This window comes from [Lactobacillus] rogosae (assembly GCA_900112995.1).
GTDB classification, from domain to species: Bacteria; Bacillota; Clostridia; order Lachnospirales; family Lachnospiraceae; genus Lachnospira; species Lachnospira rogosae.
Map to the genome: position 1 here is coordinate 117,538 of FONU01000003.1, position 23,314 is coordinate 140,851.

22 protein-coding genes are annotated in these 23,314 nt (G+C 35.1%); all 22 read left to right on the forward strand.

Annotation, left to right across the window (positions count from 1 at the left end; genetic code table 11):
• The first annotated feature begins 2 nt into the window (after positions 1–2).
• On the forward strand, positions 3–1,001 hold the full coding sequence (locus BM157_RS00515) for an ABC transporter substrate-binding protein (RefSeq protein ID WP_022502860.1): 999 nt from the start codon (positions 3–5) through the stop codon (positions 999–1,001).
• A 20-nt stretch (positions 1,002–1,021) separates the two neighbouring features.
• Positions 1,022–2,419, forward strand: a complete 1,398-nt coding sequence (cobA, locus tag BM157_RS00520) for a uroporphyrinogen-III C-methyltransferase (RefSeq protein ID WP_022502859.1) — start codon at positions 1,022–1,024, stop codon at positions 2,417–2,419.
• A gap of 193 nt (positions 2,420–2,612) precedes the next feature.
• Entirely contained in the window at positions 2,613–3,653 is a 1,041-nt protein-coding gene (locus BM157_RS00525) for a sulfate ABC transporter substrate-binding protein (protein WP_022502858.1), read from the forward strand.
• Entirely contained in the window at positions 3,634–4,554 is a 921-nt protein-coding gene (gene cysT, locus BM157_RS00530; protein ID WP_082421596.1) for a sulfate ABC transporter permease subunit CysT, read from the forward strand. The genes BM157_RS00525 and cysT overlap by 20 nt, the downstream gene beginning before the upstream one ends.
• A gap of 18 nt (positions 4,555–4,572) precedes the next feature.
• Positions 4,573–5,442, forward strand: a complete 870-nt coding sequence (locus BM157_RS00535; RefSeq protein WP_022502856.1) for a sulfate ABC transporter permease — start codon at positions 4,573–4,575, stop codon at positions 5,440–5,442.
• Positions 5,442–6,503, forward strand: a complete 1,062-nt coding sequence (locus BM157_RS00540) for an ABC transporter ATP-binding protein (protein ID WP_022502855.1) — start codon at positions 5,442–5,444, stop codon at positions 6,501–6,503. Before BM157_RS00535 ends, BM157_RS00540 begins: the two co-directional genes overlap by 1 nt.
• Positions 6,504–6,621: 118 nt before the next feature.
• Positions 6,622–8,343 carry an adenylyl-sulfate reductase subunit alpha gene (locus tag BM157_RS00545; protein WP_090139495.1) on the forward strand — a complete coding sequence of 574 codons (1,722 nt, stop codon included), beginning with the start codon at positions 6,622–6,624 and terminating at the stop codon, positions 8,341–8,343.
• A complete protein-coding gene (locus tag BM157_RS00550) occupies positions 8,327–8,641 on the forward strand; it encodes a 4Fe-4S dicluster domain-containing protein (protein WP_022502852.1) in 315 nt (104 codons plus the stop codon). Before BM157_RS00545 ends, BM157_RS00550 begins: the two co-directional genes overlap by 17 nt.
• A 17-nt stretch (positions 8,642–8,658) precedes the next feature.
• Entirely contained in the window at positions 8,659–9,558 is a 900-nt protein-coding gene (cysD, locus tag BM157_RS00555) for a sulfate adenylyltransferase subunit CysD (RefSeq protein WP_090139497.1), read from the forward strand.
• Position 9,559: 1 nt separating this feature from the next.
• Positions 9,560–11,275: a GTP-binding protein gene (locus tag BM157_RS00560; RefSeq protein ID WP_090139565.1), complete on the forward strand. Its 1,716-nt coding sequence runs from the start codon at positions 9,560–9,562 to the stop codon at positions 11,273–11,275.
• A gap of 428 nt (positions 11,276–11,703) precedes the next feature.
• Positions 11,704–12,426 (forward strand): LytR/AlgR family response regulator transcription factor, encoded by a 723-nt coding sequence (locus tag BM157_RS00565; RefSeq protein WP_318255702.1) that lies wholly within the window; start codon positions 11,704–11,706, stop codon positions 12,424–12,426.
• 120 nt (positions 12,427–12,546) lie between these two features.
• Positions 12,547–13,869: a sensor histidine kinase gene (locus BM157_RS00570; protein WP_318255703.1), complete on the forward strand. Its 1,323-nt coding sequence runs from the start codon at positions 12,547–12,549 to the stop codon at positions 13,867–13,869.
• Positions 13,870–14,061: 192 nt separating this feature from the next.
• Positions 14,062–14,205, forward strand: coding sequence for a cyclic lactone autoinducer peptide (locus BM157_RS00575; RefSeq protein ID WP_022502847.1), 144 nt, complete (start codon positions 14,062–14,064; stop codon positions 14,203–14,205).
• A gap of 37 nt (positions 14,206–14,242) precedes the next feature.
• A complete protein-coding gene (locus BM157_RS00580) occupies positions 14,243–14,848 on the forward strand; it encodes an accessory gene regulator ArgB-like protein (protein WP_055175483.1) in 606 nt (201 codons plus the stop codon).
• Between the two features lie 115 nt (positions 14,849–14,963).
• The gene (locus tag BM157_RS12855) at positions 14,964–15,122 is read left to right on the forward strand and encodes a hypothetical protein (protein WP_318255704.1); all 159 of its coding nucleotides are present in this window, start codon (positions 14,964–14,966) and stop codon (positions 15,120–15,122) included.
• A 57-nt stretch (positions 15,123–15,179) separates the two neighbouring features.
• Positions 15,180–16,202: a TRAP transporter substrate-binding protein gene (locus BM157_RS00585; RefSeq protein ID WP_070101463.1), complete on the forward strand. Its 1,023-nt coding sequence runs from the start codon at positions 15,180–15,182 to the stop codon at positions 16,200–16,202.
• Positions 16,203–16,204: 2 nt separating this feature from the next.
• A complete protein-coding gene (locus BM157_RS00590; RefSeq protein WP_090139501.1) occupies positions 16,205–17,683 on the forward strand; it encodes a sensor histidine kinase in 1,479 nt (492 codons plus the stop codon).
• Complete coding sequence (locus tag BM157_RS00595) at positions 17,664–18,566, forward strand: response regulator (RefSeq protein ID WP_055175477.1); 903 nt, start codon at positions 17,664–17,666, stop codon at positions 18,564–18,566. The genes BM157_RS00590 and BM157_RS00595 overlap by 20 nt, the downstream gene beginning before the upstream one ends.
• Before the next feature lie 479 nt (positions 18,567–19,045).
• Entirely contained in the window at positions 19,046–20,038 is a 993-nt protein-coding gene (locus tag BM157_RS00600) for a TRAP transporter substrate-binding protein (protein WP_242854141.1), read from the forward strand.
• On the forward strand, positions 20,038–20,523 hold the full coding sequence (locus BM157_RS00605; RefSeq protein WP_022205341.1) for a TRAP transporter small permease: 486 nt from the start codon (positions 20,038–20,040) through the stop codon (positions 20,521–20,523). The genes BM157_RS00600 and BM157_RS00605 overlap by 1 nt, the downstream gene beginning before the upstream one ends.
• Entirely contained in the window at positions 20,520–21,830 is a 1,311-nt protein-coding gene (locus tag BM157_RS00610; protein WP_090139503.1) for a TRAP transporter large permease, read from the forward strand. Before BM157_RS00605 ends, BM157_RS00610 begins: the two co-directional genes overlap by 4 nt.
• Positions 21,831–22,145: 315 nt before the next feature.
• The gene (locus tag BM157_RS00615; protein WP_318255706.1) at positions 22,146–23,234 is read left to right on the forward strand and encodes a hypothetical protein; all 1,089 of its coding nucleotides are present in this window, start codon (positions 22,146–22,148) and stop codon (positions 23,232–23,234) included.
• The last annotated feature ends 80 nt before the right edge of the window (positions 23,235–23,314 follow it).

Here is a 23,314-nt window from a genome sequence, read left to right on the forward strand (position 1 = left end):
TAATGACAAAAAGAAAAATAACTAACAAAATACAAAGGTTAATATCACTTGCACTTGTTGTAGTTATGGTGTTTGCTTTTGTAGGCTGTGGAACTGCAACAGAAGATGTTAATGTAGATAATTCTGGTTATAATGCCGGTGCAGGTGCTTCAGCTGACAATCCATATACGTTTATAGATGATTATGGAAGAACAGTTACAGTAACTTCTTATAAAAGAACAGCAACACTTATAGGAAGTTTTGCAGATGTATGGATGTCTGCTGGTGGAAGTGTAGTGGCAACAGCTAATGATACATGGACTAATTTTGATTTAGGGCTTTCAAGTGATGTTGTCAATATTGGAAGTATACTAAATCCTAATGTGGAACTTCTTATAGCTTCAAGACCAGATTTTGTTATTGCAAGCTGTAATACAGATTCTAATATAGCACTTATGCAGACACTTGAAAATGCAGGAATAACAGTAGCATATTTTGATGTATCTAATTTTGAGCAGTATCTTAATATGCTTGACAAATGTACTATGATAACAGGCAGGAGAGATCTGTATAAGACTAATGGAACAGATGTTAAAGAGCAGATAGATACTATAAAATCAAGAGTTGATGGCAGCAATCCAAAGATATTATTTATAAGAACTTCGTCAAGCAGTGTCAAGGCAAAGCAGAGCGAAGGCTCAGTAGGCGGTGAGATATTAAAGGATTTGGGCTGTGTTAATATAGCAGACTCAGATACATCACTGCTTGATGATTTAAGCCTTGAGGCAATTGTAGTAGCCGACCCTGATTACATATTTGTTACAACACAGGGCAACGATACAGATGCGGCTATCCGTAATATAGATAAGCTTCTTACATCTAATCCGGCGTGGTCGTCATTAACTGCTGTAAAGCAGGGACGTTACTATGTTCTTGATAAGAAGCTTTATAACTTAAAACCTAATGCGAAGTGGGGTGAAGCCTACAAGCAGTTAGCGGATATATTGTACATTGATAGGTAAAATATTCAGGAGGAATTACTATGGGTTATTTTCCGTTTTTTATTGACATTAAAGGAAAGAAAGGTCTTGTTATCGGAGGAGGCAGAATAGCAGAGCATAAAATAAGCAAGCTTCTTGCATATGAGCCGGAACTTACAGTTGTTGCAAGAAAGGTAAGCGATAGCATAAAGAGCATTGAAGGCATTAATATTATTGAAAGAGAATTTGTTAATTCAGATCTGGACGGATGTTCATTCTGTATAGCTGCTACAGATGATGCAAAATTTAACGCATATGTTGCAGGCGTATGCCGCAAATACCACATTTTTATAAATGCGGTAGACGATAAGGATAATTGTGATTTTCTGTTTCCGTCTGTATACAAAGCAGGAGATTTATCTATAGGAATATCTACCCAGGGAGCAAGTCCTTATGTTGCGGCAGATATTAAGAATAGAATAGCACAGGAGCTTCCTGCGGATATTGAAGATATACTTATGTATCTTGGTTCAATTAGGGATAGTATTAAAGAGAATGTAGATGATGCCTCTATGAGAGCTGATATATTCAAGGAAGCTGCAAGAAAATGTATGGTGCTTGGCAGAGAGCTTGACAAGGACGAATTACAGGATGTTATTAATAAAGTAAGTGAGAGGATTACTGGTAAAGATAATACAAATGCTGAAACAAAGGCAGATGGGAAATATTCTTACAGCAAGGGCAAGGTTGTAATTGCTGGTGCAGGCTGTGGAACTTATGATCTTATAACTGTAAGGGCGTTAAATGCCATAAAGAAGGCACAGGTGCTTGTATATGATGACCTGATTGATAACCGCCTTATGGAATTCTGTGTTGAAAGCTGTGAAAAGATATATGTTGGCAAGAGAAATGGAAGACACAGTATGGCACAGGAAGAAATTAACGAACTCCTTTTAAAGAAAGCCAATGAAGGAAAGCTTGTTGTCAGATTAAAGGGTGGTGACCCATATGTATTCGGACGTGGTGGAGAAGAAATGCTCTATCTTAAGTCAAATGGCATAGAAACAGAAGAAATACCAGGAGTAACATCAGCAATAGCAGTTCCTGCAATGGCAGGCATACCAGTTACACATAGGGATGTAAGCAGAAGCTTTAGTGTTGTCACAGGACATACCAAAGATATGGACTCACTTTATGAAGAAATAAGAAATTCGGCTTCTATGAATGGAACTTGTGTATACCTTATGGGACTTACACATCTTGCACAGATAACTGAGGCACTCGTAAGCGGAGGTAAGCCTAAGAACACTCCAGCGGCAGTTATTACAGGTGGATTTGATGATACATACAGAATAGTCAAAGGTACACTTGCTGATATTGAATTAAAGGTAAGAGAAGCAGGCATAACATCACCGGCAGTCATAGTGACAGGAGAGGCTGTAAACATCAATTTAAAATAATTTTAAAATAAACACATAAACATATTGACTTTATAGGAAATAAGGTTTATTATATCAATAATTTCCAAGGGTTGCCAGACAGCAGCAAAGGTGTCTGGCAATATTTTTTAAGTAATAAACATACTAACACACTATGTATGTATGAATGGTGGGTATATAATAAATTTAAAGCCCATAAGAAAGGAGCAGACCTATGAAATATCTTGAACATAACGGACATTCTAATAAAAAAAGGTATAAATTATGTATGCTTCTTATTATGTGTATTACGATGACATATATAGCGGCAGGCTGTGGCAGTAAGAGAGATGGACTTACAATAACTAATGTTTCTTATGACCCTACAAGAGAGTTCTATGAGGAATATAACAAAGTCTTTGCCGATTACTATATGGCTGAATACGGAAAGCAGATAAAGGTTATACAATCTCACGGAGGTTCAGGAAGTCAGGCACGCTCAGTAGTTGAAGGCTGTAATGCAGATGTTGTTACACTTGCACTTGAACACGATATATCCCTTATAGAGAATACAGGTCTTATTGATGCAGGCTGGAAGGACGAATATGATAAAGACTCATCTCCGTATACTTCAACGATTGTATTTCTTGTAAGAAAGGGCAATCCGCTTAATATATCAGACTGGGATGATTTAATTAAAGATGGTGTTGAGGTTATAACACCAGATCCTAAGAGCAGTGGTGGAGCGTGCTGGAATTTCCTTGCGGCATTAAGCTATGCAAGAGATAAGAATAACAGTGAAGATAAGCAGAAGGAATTCTTAGGAAAGCTGTATGCTAATGTATCAGTGCTGGATTCCGGAGCAAGGGGCTCAACAACAACATTTGTTGAGAATAAAAAAGGCGATGTGCTTATTGCATGGGAGAATGAGGCACTTACATCATTAGCTTCATATCCTGATGAATATGAGATTGTCACACCATCTGTAAGTATTCTCGCACAGCCAAGTGTGGCAGTTGTAGATGATAATGTTAAAGTCAACAAGACAGAGGAGCTTGCAAGCGAATATTTATCATTCCTGTATTCAAAGCAGGCACAAAGAATAGCCGCAGATTATGGATACAGACCAACAGATGAAGAGGTATTGAATGAATATAGTGGTAAATTCAATCTTACAATAAAGCTTGATACAATAGCTGATTACGGCGGCTGGACTCAGGCATACAAGATATATTTTGATGATGGAGGCTGGTTTGATGAAATCTATAACAACTGATAGAACAATTGATAATAATAAACAGCCAGACTATGATACAGCGTTTGATGAAATAAAGAATAGCAGAAAATTCGGTAAAGATAAAAAAGTACGTGTTATACCGGGATTTCATTTAACACTTGGAATTACAGTTACTATGTTATCACTTATAGTATTAATTCCACTTGCTTCGGTTATGGTATATTCACTTAAGCTTCCACCAGCCGAATTTATAAGGCTGGTTACTAAGCAGAATGTCGTCAATGCTTTTGTTACAAGCATTGGATGTTCATTCATAGCGGCAGTAATCAACTGCGTGTTTGGAACAATAATTGCATGGACGTTTGTTAAATACGATTTTGCTGGAAAAAGAGTGCTTGACGGACTTATAGAACTTCCATTTGCACTTCCAACAGCGGTAGCTGGTATTACATTATCGAAAATGTATTCTGAAACCGGAATACTTGGCAAACCGCTTGCTTCAATAGGTATAAAGGTATCTTACACACATCTTGGACTTATTACAGCACTTGTGTTTGTAGGAATTCCATTTGTTGTAAGAGCGGTAATGCCTGTTCTTGAAAAGATGGATTCTCAATATGAGGAAGCGGCATATATGTTAGGTGCAAGCCCATCAAAGACATTTTTTAAAGTAATCCTTCCAGAAATCAGCCCGGCACTTCTTACAGGCTTCGGACTTGCATTTGCAAGGGGAATAGGAGAATATGGAAGCGTTATATACATATCAGGCAACAGTGCCAAAGAACATACACAGGTTGTATCCTATGTAATAATGCAGAAGCTTAATTATATTGATTATGCTTCGGCGACAGCGATTGCACTTGTTATGCTTATAATATCTTTTCTGATACTTCTTATCATTAATATAATACAGATGAGGCAGGCAAAGCGTACAATGTAGAGAAAATGGAGGTTAAATATGAGCGAGAATGATAAGCTTGAAAAAAGAAAAAGAAGAACAAGAAGCATATGTATTCTTATCACTGTTTTGTTTATAACAGTTATGCTGATTATGCCTCTATTATCAATAATAGCAAGTTCATTAAAAGAGGGCTTTAGTTTTTACATTAAATCAATAACAACTCCATATGTATTGAGTGCGTTGAAGGTAACAATTATTGCTACTGTTGCTGCAGTTGTTATTAATACATTATTTGGAATTATAGCGGCATGGTTACTTACAAGATTTGATTTTAAAGGCAAGCAGGTGCTTGCAACACTTATTGATATACCATTTTCTATATCACCGGTTATTGTAGGTCTTGCGTTTCTTATGACATTTGGACGACTTGGTTTTTTCTATCCTGTTATAAGATGGTTTAATGAGTTTACAGGAAGCAATATAAGAATAGCCTTTGCGATACCGGGAGTTGTGCTTGCTACAATATTTGTTACATTTCCATATGTATCAAGAGAGATAATACCAGTGCTTAACTCACTCGGAAAGGACGAGGAGGAAGCGGCGGCTTTAATGGGTGCTAATGGTTTTACAATATTTTTTAAGATAACTCTTCCTAATATAAAATGGTCGTTGATATACGGAATAATTCTATGTACATCAAGAGCATTAGGAGAGTTCGGTGCGGTTAATGCATTATCAAAGACAAGAGGAGAGACATTCACGCTTCCACTTGAGATAGATGCACTGTATATGTCGGGTACAGATACATCAATAACATCGGCATTTGCAGTATCATCAATATTAGTAATTATAGCGATTATAGTTCTTGTATTAAGGAATATATTTGAACACAGACAAAGTGATTATAAGAAAGGAGGGCAAAAGTAATGTACGTTGAGATGAAGAATATTTTTAAGCAGTATGGAAACTTTCGTGCATCTGATAATGTGAATTTCGGAATAGAAAAGGGAAAGCTTGTTGCATTGCTTGGTCCTTCGGGAAGCGGTAAGACAACAATATTAAGAATGATTGCAGGTCTTGAAACACCAAGCTTTGGAGATATATATATTGATGGAAAGAGAGTTAATGATGTACCAGCTAATCAAAGAGAGATTGGTTTCGTATTTCAGAACTATGCTCTTTTTCGACATATGACAGTTTATGATAATATAGCATTTGGACTTAAGCTTAAGAAAGTTCCAAAAGATGAGATTAAGAAAAGAGTTACAGAGCTTCTTGATATAACAGGGCTTGCAGGTCTTGAGAAAAGGTATCCTAACCAGTTATCAGGTGGACAAAGACAGAGAGTAGCTTTTGCAAGAGCGTTAGCACCTAATCCATCAGTGCTTCTGTTAGATGAACCATTTGCGGCGATTGATGCAAAGGTAAGGACAGAACTTAGAACGTGGCTTCGCAGTATGGTTACCAGGCTTGGAATAACAAGTATATTCGTCACACACGATCAGGACGAAGCTGTTGAAGTGGCTGACGAGATTATAATTACTAACCACGGAAAGATAGAGCAGATGGGAAGTCCGATAGAGATATACAAATCTCCAGCAACACCATTTGTTGTTGAATTCATTGGAAAAGCTTCAGAGGTTAATGATTATTCAAAATTAAAAGGTTTTGATGAGATACAGGGAGCTAAAAGAGCAATAATAAGACCTGAATTTGTGAAGCTTTCTAAGTATGGAAAGCTCCAGCAGTACAACAGTGCTGCTGAGGAAGGTTATGTTGAGGATATTCTTTTCAGAGGCAATCATCTTGATGTAACTGTTAATATTGGAGGAACAATGATAACAGGAGAGTGGTCACTTGAGAAAGAGCCGCTACAGGTTGGGGAAAAGGTTCACGTTCTTATATATAGAATATACGCAGTTGATGATGAAAAGACATATCTTTGCGAGAACAAGGGTATGAGGGATGATGACGTATTCTATATTTAACCAGATTAAAGTTATGTTTCTGCCAGGTTAAATGCTTTGTGTGTATACGCACAGCTTCAGATTAGTATATATCTGATAAAGACCTGTGGACAAGTTTTACAATGAGAAAGGAAAGTTTATGCAGATTAATGGTTTAAACAGATTAACAACAGATGTGCTTATTATAGGTGGTGGAACAGCAGGCTGTTATGCGGCACTTACAATAAGGGAAAAGTCAGATGCTTCAATTATAATTGCAGAAAAGGCGAATATAAAGAGAAGCGGCTGTCTTGCGGCTGGTGTTAATGCGATAAATGCTTACATAGTTGAAGGCAGAAAGCCAGAGGATTATGTTGAATATGCAAAGAAAGATGCTGACGATATTGTGAGGGAAGATTTACTTCTTACAATGTCAGAAAGACTTAACGAAGTAACAGCCAAGATGGAAAAGCTTGGACTTGTAATTCTTAAAGATGAGAATGGCAGATATGTTGCAAGAGGCAACCGTAATATTAAGATTAACGGTGAGAATATTAAGCCAATACTTGCAGATGCAGTAAATAGTCTTGAAAATGTAATTGTAATTAACAGACTTAATATAACTGATTACATAGTAAAGGATAATACAATTCTTGGTGCTGTTGGTTTTAATATTGATACTGGTGAAGCTTATGAGATAAGAGCTAAGAAGGTATTATGTGCGACTGGTGGAGCGGCTGGATTGTACAAGCCTAACAATCCAGGATTTTCAAGACATAAAATGTGGTATCCTCCATTTAATACAGGTGCTGGTTTTGCTATGGGTATTAATGCAGGTGCAGAGATGACAACGTTTGAAATGCGTTTTATAGCTTTAAGATGTAAAGATACAATAGCTCCTACAGGAACAATAGCACAGGGAGTTGGTGCAAAGCAGGTGAATTCTTTAGGTGAGGTATACGAGAACCGGTATGGACTTACAACTTCACAGAGAGTATACGGAACTGTAAGGGAGAACATTGAGGGCAGAGGTCCTTGTTACTTAAGAACAGAAGGAATAAGCAGTGAGCAGGATGAGTCATTAAAGAAAGCATACCTTAATATGGCACCAAGCCAGACACTTAAATGGATAGAGTCTGGAAAGAACCCAAGTGAGCAGAATGTTGAGATAGAAGGAACAGAGCCTTATATTGTAGGCGGACATACGGCGAGTGGTTACTGGGTTGATACTAATAGAAGGACAACAATCAATGGTCTTTATGCGGCAGGAGATGTTGCAGGAGGCTGTCCTCAGAAGTATGTGACAGGTGCTATGGCAGAAGGTGAAATTGCGGCAGAAGATATTGTTAAGGAATTGAATAGATCGGACATCACAGAGAATGCATTTTCACAGAGTACAGCTGATGAATATGCAGACAAGCTTACTGATGAAAGAATAAAAGAATATAACGAATATCTTAGGCGTGAGGATAAAGATACCATTTTCTCGACAGAAGAACTTGAGGAAGCTATGCAGAAGGTTATGGATACATATGCTGGTGGTATAGGAAGTCATTACCAGTTCAATGAAAAGCAGCTTAAGCTTGCCAAAGAAAAGATTGAACAGATAGAAACTCTTTCAGAAAAAGCTAACGCTAAAGATTATCATGAGCTTATGTTTGTATATGAATTAAAGGAAAGACTTACAGTCTGTCAGGTGCTTATAGAACATTTGAAAGCAAGAAAAGAAACAAGATGGCACAGCTTTGCGGAGAACCTTGATTACCCAGAGAAGTCAGATGAATGGCTTAAGTATGTTAATACAAGAAAGGTAGACGGAAGGATAGAAGTGAAATATAGAAATCTTGTGGGAAGAGGTGAGACATATGAGCATAGTAATTAATAAGGAGAAATGTGCTGGCTGCGGACAATGCAGTATCGTCTGTCCGGGAAGTCTTATTAAGATGGGAGAAGATAAGAAAGCATATATGAAGTATCCTAAGGACTGCTGGGGATGTTCATCTTGTATCAAGGAATGTAAGTTTGAAGCTATCGCACTTTATCTTGGAGCAGATATGGGAGGTATGGGAAGTAAGATGAGCGTTATTTCCAAAGGCGACTTCCTTAACTGGAATATAGATAAGACAGACGGAAGCAGGGAAACGATAGTAATTAATAAGAAGGAATCTAATAAATACTAGAAAGGACGGATAAAAGAATGGCAGAGTTATCACATCTTGATCAGCTTGAAGCTGAGGCAATATATATAATAAGAGAGGTGGCGGCTGAGTGTGAAAAGCCGGTTATGCTTTACTCAATAGGAAAGGATAGTTCAGTAATGCTTCATCTTGCAATGAAAGCATTCTATCCGGAGAAGCCACCATTTCCATTTCTTCATGTTAACACAACATGGAAGTTCAAGGAAATGATTAAGTTCAGAGATGAAACAGCTAAGAAGCTTGGCATTGAAATGTTAGAATATATCAATGAAGATGGTGTTAAGAAAGGAATTAATCCTTTTGACTATGGTTCAGTGTATACAGATATTATGAAGACACAGGCATTAAAGCAGGCACTTAATAAATATGGTTTCACAGCAGCTTTTGGTGGTGGACGTAGAGATGAAGAAAAGTCGAGAGCCAAAGAAAGAATATTCTCTTTCCGTAATGAAAACCACGCATGGGATCCTAAGAACCAGAGACCAGAAATGTGGAAGTTATACAATTCACGTATTAACAAGGGTGAAAGCATAAGAGTATTCCCAATCTCTAACTGGACAGAGACTGATATATGGCAGTACATAAAGAGAGAAAATATAGATATCGTACCTCTTTACTTTGCGGATAAAAGACCAGTTGTTGAAAGAGACGGAATGTTAATTATGGTTGATGATGATCGTTTCAAGTTAAGAGAAGGCGAAAAGATTGAATACAAGAATGTAAGATTCAGAACACTTGGCTGCTACCCTCTTACTGGTGGTGTTGAGTCTAATGCAACAACACTTGATGAAATTATTGATGAAACTCTTAGTGCAGTATCTTCTGAGAGAACAACAAGAGTAATTGATAATGAAGCAGCAGGTAGTATGGAAAGAAGAAAGAGAGAGGGGTATTTCTAAGATGATAGGATTATTAAAATTTATTACATGCGGAAGCGTGGATGATGGAAAGTCTACATTAATAGGACATATATTATATGATTCAAAGCTTTTATATGCCGATCAGGAAAAGGCTTTAGAGCTTGACAGTAAAGTAGGAAGCCGAGGTGGTGCTATTGATTACTCGCTTCTTCTTGACGGACTTATGGCAGAACGTGAACAGGGTATCACAATCGATGTTGCTTACAGATATTTTACAACAGATAAGAGAAGCTTTATCGTAGCTGATACACCAGGTCACGAAGAATATACAAGAAATATGGCGGTTGGTGCTTCATTTGCTGACCTTGCAATAATTCTTATTGATGCTAAGCAGGGTGTTCTTGTGCAGACTAAAAGACACGCAAGAATATGTGCCCTTATGGGAATTAAATATTTCGTATTTGCAGTAAATAAGATGGATTTAGTTGGTTACTCAGAAGAAAGATTTAACGAGATAACTAAGCAGATTGATGAATTATCTAAAGAACTTGGACTTGCAAGTGTAAAGATTATCCCTGTATCAGCAACAGAGGGTGACAATATTACAGTTAAATCTGATAATACACCTTGGTATACAGGCGAAGCACTTCTTACTTACCTTGAAAATGTGGATGTAAGCGAAAAGAAGAAGGAAGAAGGTTTTTATATGCCTGTTCAGAGAGTATGCCGTCCAGACCATACTTTCAGAGGATTTCAGGGGCAGATTGAATCAGGTGTTGTATCAGTTGGAGATGATATAATCACACTTCCTAGTGGGGAGTCAGCTAAGGTTAAGAGTATTCTTATTGGAGATAAGGACAGTCAGTCAGCACAGGAAGGACAGCCAGCTACAATCCAGCTTGACAAAGAAGTTGACGTATCAAGAGGTTGTGTACTTTCAAGCGGAACAACACTTCCAGTAAGCAAGTCACTTACAGCAACAATACTCTGGATGGACGATGCAGAACTTACAGTTGGTAAGGATTACATTGTTAAGATTGGCACTAAGCAGGTTCTTGGTGTATTAAAGAACATTCAGTACAAGATAGACGTCAATACAGGAAATTTCCTTCCAGCTAATGGACTTAGCAAGAATGAGATAGCAGTGTGCGATATTGGACTTCAGGAAGCAGTTGTTATTGATGAATTTGCAAAACATAAGACGCTTGGCGAACTTATTCTTATAGATAGAATAAGCAATATGACATCTGCCTGCGGTGTTGTCACAGATTCGAGTGCATATGATAACAAAGAAGTAAAATGTGCATTTGTAAATGGAAGCCTTAAAGGAAATGCAGATATATTTGAAGAATATTATTATAACCTTGAAAGTGCTACAGTTACAAAGGTAAGCCCATCAGGCAAGACATACAAGGTCGGAGATGTAATTAACGTAAGCGGTGAGACATACAGCTATCCAGATAACTTTGATGTAATCGTTCTTCGTGATAAAGTAGCAGTTACAGTAAGAGATAAGAAGATAGAAGCAATCACAAAGCTAGAAGAATATACATACACAGGAACACCAGTAGTCAACAGCCGTGGCTTTGAAATCAGGCTCAATGGTGAGGATGACTACAACAACCTTATAAATGACTTAAATGCCATCGAAACGGCTAACAAACCACTCAATGATGAATTCTTCAACAAGTGGACAAAATTCGATACTTACAGAAAAATCATCTTCAAGGATGAAGTATGGGAATATGTAATATAATGAGCCGTGCCTGACTTAACAGCAAAGTGATGCTTGTGCTTGCACAAAGCAGCACTTTGAAGCTAAGTCAGATAGGGCGAAGCCCGACAGTTCCAGAAGCCAGAGGCTTCTGGAACTTGCACGGTGTAAGCATCTTCTCCCACCCACCAGCCTATGAACAGTGCGTTAGCACGCCTTCATGGGCACAAATATTAAATACAAACATATATACTAACAATATCCTCTCGTCCAGAGAGAAAAAACTACCATATATGCCCCGGTAAGTCATTATCAGACTATCATTGCAATTATTACAATATTCTCCACCCCACATTATTGCGAACCAACCTAAGATTATGTATAATATTATCTATTATGATATGCATGCAGAAAGTAATTTTGCTACTCACATCATTATATTATTAATGTACGAAAGCAGGCGGATAATTATGGAGTTTGTTATATGTGATGATGATAGATTGTACGCATCCCAGTTTATTGAACAGCTTAAAGTGTTGGAAAGCCAATACGATGAGCTGTTCAATTGCGTTTATTATGACCATTATGAGAACTTTATGGAGAGCCTTAGAAATAAGGAATGTGATAAAGCCGATATATATTTTTTAGACATAGAATTTGGCGAAGTGTATGGTATGGACGTGGCAAAGATTATAACAAGAATGAACAGGAATGCCGGTATTGTGTACATTACGAATTATGAAGAATATGCAATCAAGGCATTTGTGTGCAGACCATTAGGATTTATAAGAAAAAAGCACGATGCAGAGGATATAAAAGTTACAATGGATAAGATAATATCATATATGAATGATAAAAATGTGTTGTATACCTTTAAGAATAACAGGAATACGCTTGTGTTAAATCTTTCGACAGTATTATACATAGAAATGTCCAATCATGATATGAACATATATATGACAGATGACTGCCGGGTTGTAAGGGATAAGATTTCAAGAGTAGAGAAGGAATTGGCGGCTAAAGGCTTCGTTAAGATTAACAGGTCAAGTCTTGTTAATATGGAGCATATTGTAAATATTAAAGATGATGTGGTAATAATTGATAATGGTACAAAGCTGTATATAACTGGCAATAAGCAGGAAATGATTATACGTGACTGGCAGGCGTATATTATGGGATATAGTGAGCAGTAAGAGTAAGTGATAGAAAAAGCTGAAAGAATATGCAGATATATTAAGCGTTACAGGTACATACAGTTTAGCGAATGCTGGATAGAATATACATAGTAAATGATAAAAAAGATTGGAGAAAATATGGATAAAGTTTCGTTTATAGTTGAAACACTTGCAAATATTAATCAGAGCATTTTGCTTATATATTTTTTATGCGGTACATTGAACGTTAATAAAAAGATTAATTCCAAGATTGCAGTAATATCAGGTGTTTCGATAATATTTGCATATCTGGAAATCCAGTATATGGTTGTTCCGTTTGAGGGACTTGGTGTTGGCATATTGTGGGCAATGCTTGTTATATATGCGTGCCTTTTTATGGATGGCAATATATTTCAGAAAATGTATGCTTCAATGTTTATTATAGCAACGATAATATTTGTTACGGTACTTTTGGGCAGTATAATGGGAGCATTGTATAATGTGCATTTTATAGAATTCACAGGAACAGCTTCTATGGAAAAGTGCCTGCTGGTTATTCTTATACAGATAACAATATGGATTGTTGCGGTAATACTTGTAAGAATATTAAGAAGATACAGCTATGGAGTGAATATTAAGGACACGGTAATAATTATGGCGGCTATGATAATGTCAGTTATTATCACCAATGAAGTGCAGATGATGTCAACAGACAGTTATGCTGAGAAAATGATAGTGCGCTCAATTATAATAATGATATGTGTAACAATAATGTTTATCCTGTGTGTGGCATTGTATGAGATTATACAACGCAGTACATACGCTCTTATGGAGCAGACAATAATGGAACAGGCATATAAAAGCAGATTAGAAAATGTCGAGGATATAGAAACGAATGTCGAGCGTATATCAAGAATAAAACACGAACTTAATAAGACACTGATTGCTGCTAATCTTATGCTTAAGGATGGACGTACTGAGGAGGCAAGAGAATTCTTAAGCCAGTTTGATGGAGATCTGGATAAAATAATTGTTGAGAAAATGTATACTAATAATATAATTATCAACGAGTTCCTTACAAAGAAATCTAAAGATTGCAGACAGAAAAACATAGATTTTGTGGCTGTTGTCAACGGAGAGTTAAAGCTCATTAAAAATGTAGATATATTCTGTGTGCTTTCTAATCTGCTTGATAATGCAATTGAGGCTCAGACATTTGTTGATAATAAGAGAGTTGAGGTATTTATAGATGAGAATGAGGATGTATGTTCCTTAAAAATATATAACAGCATATCAGATGATATGGTAAAAGCCTTCAAAGAAGATACTTTATTTAATACACACAAAAAGGATAAATTAATGCATGGATATGGTCTTAAAAATGTAAATGATGTTGTAAAGAAATATAATGGCAGAATTAATTATTCAATAATAGGTACTTGTGTTCTTTGCTGTAGTGTAATTCTTTACAGGGAAAAATAAATTCACGACATATAAGATATAATTCACGACACGCTTATTGAAATGATGGAAATAAATGTTAATATTAAATCAGCTTTTGTGCTAACTCGAATAAGGGATGAGAGTTGAGGATAGAATGAGAGCTGATTTATCAGCATCAGATATATTAATACTTGTAACGTCAGACGTCAGGTAGGAAAGGAGTTGGAAGATATGAAGAAGAGCAATGTATTATTAAATTGTGTTGCTAAGGCGGCACAGCATTCTGCTAAGAAGGCTGTAAACAGTGCTTCAATATGGAGCTGCTATCAGCCAAAAGAACCACAGACAGCAGCTAAGTTAAAGAAGAACAGATAATACCAATGTATTACTGAGAGGTAAGGGGATAGGGATAATGCTAGGAAGAATAGCAGATAGTATTGCAGTTCTTTTTTTGAAGAAGAACATAATTAATGAAGATGAGCTCCCTGTATACCAATATGGTATGCAGGTGCTTATCTGCAATATAGCAGGAATGTTGACAGTCCTTATTGTTGGCATATTAATATCAAGACTGGTTGAAAGCATAATATTTATTACAATCTATGCTACATTAAGAATATATACAGGAGGGTATCATGCAAGAACTCCATTAGTATGTAATATAGTATTTCTTGGGACATATTTAGTTACAGTTATGCTTGAAGCTTTAAAAGTCAATAATTCGGTTGTATGGATAATGTATTTATTATCCTGCCTTATAATATTAAGATTTTCACCAATAGAGAATGTTAATAAAGAATTAGATGAGAAAGACAAAGAAATATATCGTAATAAAAGTTTGATAATTAGTACATTATTATTGATGATATTATTAGCGGGTGACATTACAGACAGATATAGTAATGGTGCAGTTAATAATATTATGATGAATATGTATAGTGATATAAGCCTTTATATGAAGCTTGTTATAATAAGCATAGCAGTGCTTATGTTATATGCACTTTTTAAAGATAAATAGTTAATATAATAATATCTATTATAATTCCCATAGGTTATATGCTTAAAAGAGTACAAACCTATGGGATTTTTGCGTGTATAATAGATATGTGAAATTTAAGCAGAAAAGTAGTATAATGACATTTATGATGGAAATTTCAACAGGCAACTTCCATTTAGAATTTGGTATTGGTACGATACTTGCAATCATTAGTGTTGATAGGGTTATTGCTTTGTTTAATAATTTGTTTATGGAGAAGATGAACAAAGCAGTATTTGATTATTTCAAACAATAATATAAAATAAGGGTCATAATATTATGTATCTGTATTACAATTGGGAATGGAGTTATAATGAGAAAAAAGATAGTTGTGTCAGCAATAACAATCTTGGCTATATTAAATTCATTAGTTATAGTATTAATAAAATGTAATGAGCCACAGAATTCGCCTGTGATACCACAGATTATACTTGTGTATGCGGAAAATCAGGTTGAAGATTATCCTACTACAAAAGGTGCTTACGAATTTGCACGTCTTGTAAGTGAGAAGACTAATGGAAGAATTAAGATAGTTGTTAAATGTAATGGTGAACTGGGTGATGAAAAGTCGATTATCGAACAGCTTAAATTCGGTGGAATAGATTTTTCAAGAGTTTCTATATCTTCAATATCTGATGATATTCCAGAATTAAAAGTTATCCAGATGCCGTTTTTATATTCAGATGCACAGGAGATGTGGGATGTATTAAATGGCGATGATGGAAAGCAGTTTATAGATGCAGTTGGGAAAAGCAATCTTGGGGTAAGGACTTTATCCTGGTATGATGCAGGTGCAAGAAGCTTTTATTCGGTTAAACCTGTTACGACAATACAAGATTTGTATGGTTTAAATTTAAGAGTACAGGAGTCAGAGCTTATGTCTGAAACGGTAGAATTACTTGGAGCCAATCCTGTGAAGATGATATATTCAGAAGTCTATAAGGGGCTTAAGACAAGAAAAATAGACGGAGCAGAAAATAGTCTTGTATCATATATATATTCAAAGCACTATGAACAGGCGAAATACTGCATACTTGATGAGCATACAAGAATTCCAGAAGTACAGCTTGTATCAGAGTATACATGGAATAAATTAACAGAAGAAGACAGGGCAGTAATATCGGAATGTGCCAAAGAGTCAGCCATATATGAAAGGTATATATGGAAGGACACAGAAGAAGAGGCTGTAAGGACAATTGAAGATAAAGATATAACAGTAATTGAAGTCAGTGAGGAAGAAAGACGAGACTTAAGAGAAAAGTTACAGCCAATATATGACAGATATTGTTTAGATTATATGGATATAATTGAGAAAATTGAAAAAAATCAGGAGTAAATATGTCTTTAAAAAGAAAAATCCAGTATGTATACACGATAAGCAGTGCAGTTGTTGCATTTGCACTTGTGCTTGGAATATTACTTTCCATAAAAGGAATGAGTATGCTGACAGATACATTGGACAATAATGATAAAGCTTTAAAATTATATAAGGCTGTAACTAAGGAACGTAATGCTTTAAAATTATATTTTGAAGATGAGCAGGCAGAATTACCGGAACAGATTGATGAAGTAAGAAATAATACTAAAGATATTCTTGGACAGATTCCAGCTGACTATAGTTATATGAATGAGGAACAATATATTATTATCCAGTCAATACATAATATATACGATAGTTATGACAATATATATAATAGTATTGTTAATTCCAATCTAAATGACAAAGATTATAGAAGTGCGATAGACAACTGTTATAAGGTCCAGAATTATCTGGAAGATTATGCCAAAAGGTATGAAAGCATAACAGTATCTTTAGGAAATGAGCAGTATAACAGCCAGAAAAAGCTATTTTATATAATACCAGTTATATGTATTATTATTGCATTTGTAGTAATAATATTATCTATATGGATAAGGCTTTTTATGAATAGAAGCATTGTAAAACCGATATTAAAGCTTTCAGATGAGGCAAGAAGAATAAGTGTGAATGACTATTCCGGCGATGATATAATAATAGAAGGTGATGATGAAATTTCGCTTCTTATTAAAGAATTTACGCAGATGAAACATTCAACAAAGAATTATATTGTTACGCTTAAGGAAAAGCATAAGGTTGAACAACAGCTTGAGCATATGCGGTTTGAAATGCTTAAGAATCAGATTAACCCACATTTTCTTTTTAATACATTAAATCTTATTGCAGGGACAGCAGAGATTGAAGATGCCGTAACGACAGAGAAGATGATAAACACATTAAGCCGTCTTTTCAGATATAATCTTAAAACGCAGACTTCCATAATGCCATTGGAACAGGAAGTAAAGATAATGGACGATTATATGTATTTACAGCAGATGAGATTTGGACAGCGCATAAAGTATATGTGTGATGTTGATAACAGCAGTCTTGATGAGCTTGTGCCAGCATTTGTGTTACAGCCGCTTATTGAAAATGCAATTATACACGGATTATCATCTTTATCAGAAGGTGGTATTATATATGTAAGAGGTTTTAAGAAAGATGATAAAATGTGGTTATCAATTGCAGATACAGGTGTTGGAATTGAAAAAGATAAACTCGACAGCATAAGAAAATATCTTGATAATATATTTGCACTGCCTGATACTGAAACAGCTGCATCTTCTGAGAATGATAGTAATTATGCTGACAGTGAAATAAATAGAAAAACTGTAGGAGTTGGCATTGGAAATATTGCATACAGAGTAAAAGGTATGTACAATAACAGTGGTATGAAGATTTATAGCAGAAAAAATCACGGAACGGTTATACAGATATATTTTGGCAATAATAGTAAATAATGTTGGTGCAGGTGAAAGACTTATGTACAGAGTATTATTAGTTGATGATGAGCAGATTGAGCGTATGGCACTGGCTAAGAAAATAGACAGGTATTACGGAGATAAAGTGAATATATATCAGGCTGTGAATGGAAGAGAAGCGGTTGCTATGTGCAGTGAGCAGAAGAATGATATTATTATTATGGACATATCTATGCCTGAAATGAATGGCGTAATGGCAGCTAAATATATAAGACAGATGGATGATAAATGTTCAATTGTATTTTTAAGTGCGTATGATGACTTTGAATATGCAAGAAATGCAATTAAAGTAAAGGCTTTAGATTATCTGTTAAAGCCTTGTGATATTAATGATCTGCTGGCAGTTATGGATATGGCAATACAAAAGCTTGATAAAGAAAATGCTGTTAAGGAAAATACTGCTACAGATGGTAAAGGCAATATTTTTAAAGAAAATGCACGGTCTGGGAAAGAGAATGTTAAAGATACAGACATATATGCAGACAATAATAATATCAGAGATAACAGACACAAAAGAATGATAGATAATTTAAGAAATTCTGATGAGCAGACAACAGTTAAATACTTAAAGGAATATGTAGAAAATAATTATATATATGATATAACAATGCAGGAAGCCGCAGAAGAGATGGGATATTCTGATGCGTATTTCAGCAAGCTGTTTAAACAATATTTCAATCAGAATTTTACAGCATATCTTACAGAATATAGAATAAAGAAAGCAAAGGAACTGCTGGGTAATACCAATAACAGCATTAAGGATATAAGCAGAATGGTAGGGTATACTGACTCTAATTATTTTGCCAAAATATTCAAACGTATAGTTGGTGAAATTCCTTCAAAATACCGGGAGAATTTATAACATTAAGTATAAAATAGTTTTATGATTTTTAAAAATATATACTATATATAGAAGAAAATGTTAATTTATTATAAATTATAAATAAAAATAGCGGCTTCTGCCGGATATCATTACATTAATATGATATCTGACAGAAGCCGTTTTTATTTTGCTGCTTATATAGTAAAGTTGCACAATGTAATTATGTATAAACTGTGAAATATATCATATTATAACAAAAAAGTCTTCTTCTATGACAAACATTTACTGTATAAAAAGGAGGATATTACTTTTATTATATAGATAAAGAATGATGACAGGGAATTATCTGAACTGCAAATCAAAGGAATAATAAAGGGATAATTCGTGTGCATCAGTTATGGGCAAATGCCAGTTAACTCTGATAAATAGGGAGGCAATTAAATAATTAAGTTTAAAAAGTTGAAAACAAAAGGAGGAAACAGATGATTAAAAAAGTAATTAAACGCTGTACTATACTTATGTTATGTATAGTTATGACGGCAGGATTATTAGGCTGCAATCTGTCAGTAAATAACGGAAAACGTATAGTAAGAATAGCGATAGCACAGTCAGAAACACATCCAGAATATCTTGGACTTGTAGCTTTCAAGGAATATGTTGAGGAAAGACTTGGTGATAAATACGAAGTACAGATATTCCCAAATGAATTATTAGGTTCAATACAGAAAACAATAGAGCTTACACAGACAGGAGCTATTGATTTCGCAGTTGCAGGTACAGCTAATCTTGAAACATTTGCAGATGTATATGAAGTGTTCAGTATGCCATATCTTTTTGATTCGATTGAAAGCTATAAGGCGGTAATGCAGGATACAGATTATATGGAAAATATATATGAATCAACAGATTCTTCTGGTTTCAGGGTTCTTACATGGTATAATGCCGGAACAAGAAATTTCTATGGCAAGAAAGCAATAAATACACCGGCAGACCTTTCTGGAATGAAGATAAGAGTACAGCAGAGTCCTGCAAGTGTAGCGATGATGCAGGCATTCGGAGCAGCTGCCTCTCCTATGAGTTTTGGTGAAGTATATACAGCTATCCAGCAGGGTGTAATAGATGGTGCTGAGAATAATGAGCTTGCATTAACTAACAATAAGCACGGTGAAGTTGCCAAGTATTACACTTACAATATGCACCAGATTATACCAGATATGCTTGTTGGTAATCTTAAGTTTATTCAGGGGCTTGATGAAGAAGAATTACAGGTGTTTAAGGAAGCTGCTTTAAAGTCTACGGAGGTTGAACTTGTAGAGTGGGACAAGTGTGTTGAGGAAGCTAAGAATATTGCCCAGAATGAAATGGGAGTTGAGTTTATATATCCAGATATCACACCTTTTAAAGAAAAGGTTAAAAATATGCAGCAGGATATGATTAAGAAAAATCCTTCAATAGTTGATATATATAATCATATTCAGGAAGTAAATAAAAGAGTAGGGGAGGAAAAGTAATGGCTATATTAGATAATATAAGAAATGTTATGAATAAAGTAATAAGAATTGTATGTATATTACTTTTTGCATTTATGGTTATTATTGGAACTTACCAGATACTTGTAAGATACATTTTCAATAGTCCAAGTACAGTTTCAGAAGAGCTTCTGACATATTCATTTACATGGATGTCCTTGTTTGCAGCTGCCTATGTGTTTGGTAAAAGAGAGCATATGAGAATGGGATTTCTTGCAGATAAGTTAAACAAAAAGAAGTTAACAATACTTAATGCTATAATTGAAATTATAATAATAGCATTTGCACTTATAGTAATGGTTTATGGTGGCATATCTATTACAAGCCTTTCAATGACACAAAAAACTGCATCGCTTGGAATTCCAATGGGATATGTATATATCGTTATTCCAATAACGGGAGTGGTTATTGCAGTATATGGAGTATTGAATGTTATATGTCTTATAAGGAAAGGAGAAGAAGCATGAGCATAGCATGGTTATCAGGTCTTATTATATTGGTTATTCTTATTATAATGCTAATAGCAGGAGCACCAATTGCGATTTCTCTTGCAGTTTCATCAATATGTGCAATCCTTCCGGTATTGTCAACAGAACCAGCACTTGTAACGGGTGCACAAAGAATATTTTCAGGAATATCAGTATTTAATCTGATTGCTATTCCATTTTTTATTCTTGCTGGTAACATAATGAATAAAGGTGGAATTGCCATAAAACTTATTAATTTTGCAAAGATATTTACAGGAAGAATACCTGGTTCTCTTGCACATACAAATGTTGTAGCTAATATGCTTTTTGGTGCAATATCAGGTTCAGGTACAGCGGCAGCTTCAGCTATGGGGGCTATTATAGGACCAGTTGAGGAGGAAGAAGGATATGATAAAAACTTTTCTGCAGCTGTTAATATAGCAACAGCACCCACTGGTCTGCTTATACCACCTAGTAATGTAATGATTACGTTTGCAATGGTGAGTGGTGGAACTTCAATAGCCGCATTATTTATGGCAGGTTATATCCCTGGAATTCTTTGGGGACTTGCGTGTATGGTAGTAATCTACATATATGCAAAGAAAAGAGGATATACTAGCAGCAAACGTTATTTAATCAAGGAAAAGACTAAGATAATACTTGAAGCATTACCTTGCCTTCTTATGATTATTATCGTTATCGGTGGTATTATTGGTGGCATATTTACAGCAACAGAGGGTGCAATCGTTGCGGTTGTATATAGTCTTATACTTTCGCTTGTATTTTATAAGTCTATTAAAGTAAATGAACTTCCAAAGCTTCTTATGGACAGTGCTGAAATGACAGGAATAATTATTTTCCTTATCGGTGTATCAAGTATAATGTCGTGGGTAATGGCATTTACAGGAATTCCAGCAGCTATATCAGGAGTAATGCTTAGTATCAGCAGCAACAAGTATGTTATTCTTCTTATAATAAATGTTATTCTTCTGATTGTCGGAACATTTATGGATATGACACCAGCCTGCCTTATATTTACACCTATATTTCTTCCAATATGTCAGGCAGTTGGTATGAATACAATTCATTTCGGTATTATGATGATATTTAACTTATGTATCGGAACAATCACACCTCCGGTGGGAACAACCCTTTTCGTAGGTGTTAAGGTAGGTAAGACAAAGATAGAAGATGTTATAAAGCCTTTACTTTATTATTTCGCAGCAATATTTATTGTACTTTTACTTGTAACTTATATACCGGCTATTTCGTTATGGCTTCCGGGATTATTAGGATATGTAAAGTAGAAGATTGTTATATAAAATGGTACTTGAAAAATAGTAAAGAAGTTATGTAAAATATATCAGTCCACAGAGGAAATGTAATCTGTGGGCTGGTATATTTTTTATTTGTAATTAGATATTTTATATAAAGAAATGATTATGTATTGAAGTAATATTATAACTTGCAGTCGCAAATTGGTATATATTATGTATATTAGGTGCTTTAGAATAATGTATTGTGGTAATGTTGAGTTGTATTATATAATAATATATTTATAAAGAAGTGCAGGATTATAAGAAGTATATTTGAAATGTAGAAGAATGTAGTGGTGGAGAAAAATGGGTAATAAAGAGAATAGTAATATAGACGATAATATAAATAACAACTTAAATGATATTAAAAATAATAATACCAATAGCAGTACAAATAATAACATAAATTATATTAGTAGTAACAGGAAAGCTTACTTTCACCTTCCCGGTCTGTTTGAATTCTATGAGTTTTATAAAGTATTCCTGTCATTGTTTTATGAGCACAGGGAGTATTTTTATGACTGGTGTGATATAGGTTCTATATATGGTGCACCAGCGGATTGCATATGGGGCGGCGGGCGTGCCGGCTTTGGAGACGGTGAGGCAGAAAAAGTATTTTCACTTATGGCACAATATGGAATATCGGCAAGACTTACATTCAGCAATTCGCTTATCAGGAAGGAACATCTGGCAGATGTGAAATGTAATAAGTTGTGTGAATTATTAAAGGCGGCTTCGAAATTGCATAGTGATTATAAGGTTACATCTGAATATGCGTCTAAAGATTATTCTATAGATAATTCGATAAGAGATACTGCATTTAAAAATGGAATTATAGTTCACTCAGATATTCTGCTTGACTATATAAAAAATAAATATCCAGAGTTTTGTTTCGTTTCATCTACAACCAAGGTACTAACAGATTATAATGATTTGCTGAACGAGGTAAACAGAGATGATTTTAGTTATGTTGTGCCAGATTTCAGGTTGAATAAATGCTTTGATAAGCTGGGGACGATGACACAGGAACAGAAAGATAAGATTGAATTTTTATGTAACGAGTGCTGCTGGATTGGCTGTTATGACCGTAAAGCCTGTTATGAGACTGTAAGCCGTATGAATCTTGGCGAAAATTGTAACGGGCATATATGTGTGTCGCCTGAGGCAGGCGAGGGATATAGATTTTCCAAGGCAATGCACAACCCGGCATTTATAAGTGTAGATGATATCAGGAATATATATATGCCTATGGGATTTACTAATTTTAAAATAGAGGGCAGAAGCCTTGGAAGTGCACTGGTGCTGGAATTTCTTCTTTATTATATGACTAAGCCGGAATACCAGATAAATGTAAGGGAAGAGATATATCTTGATAATATGCTTGATATATTTTAATACGAATATTGCGAGTATAATTTTAATAATATTTAGGATATTAAAAATATTGAAAATAAATAATAATATACAATATTTAT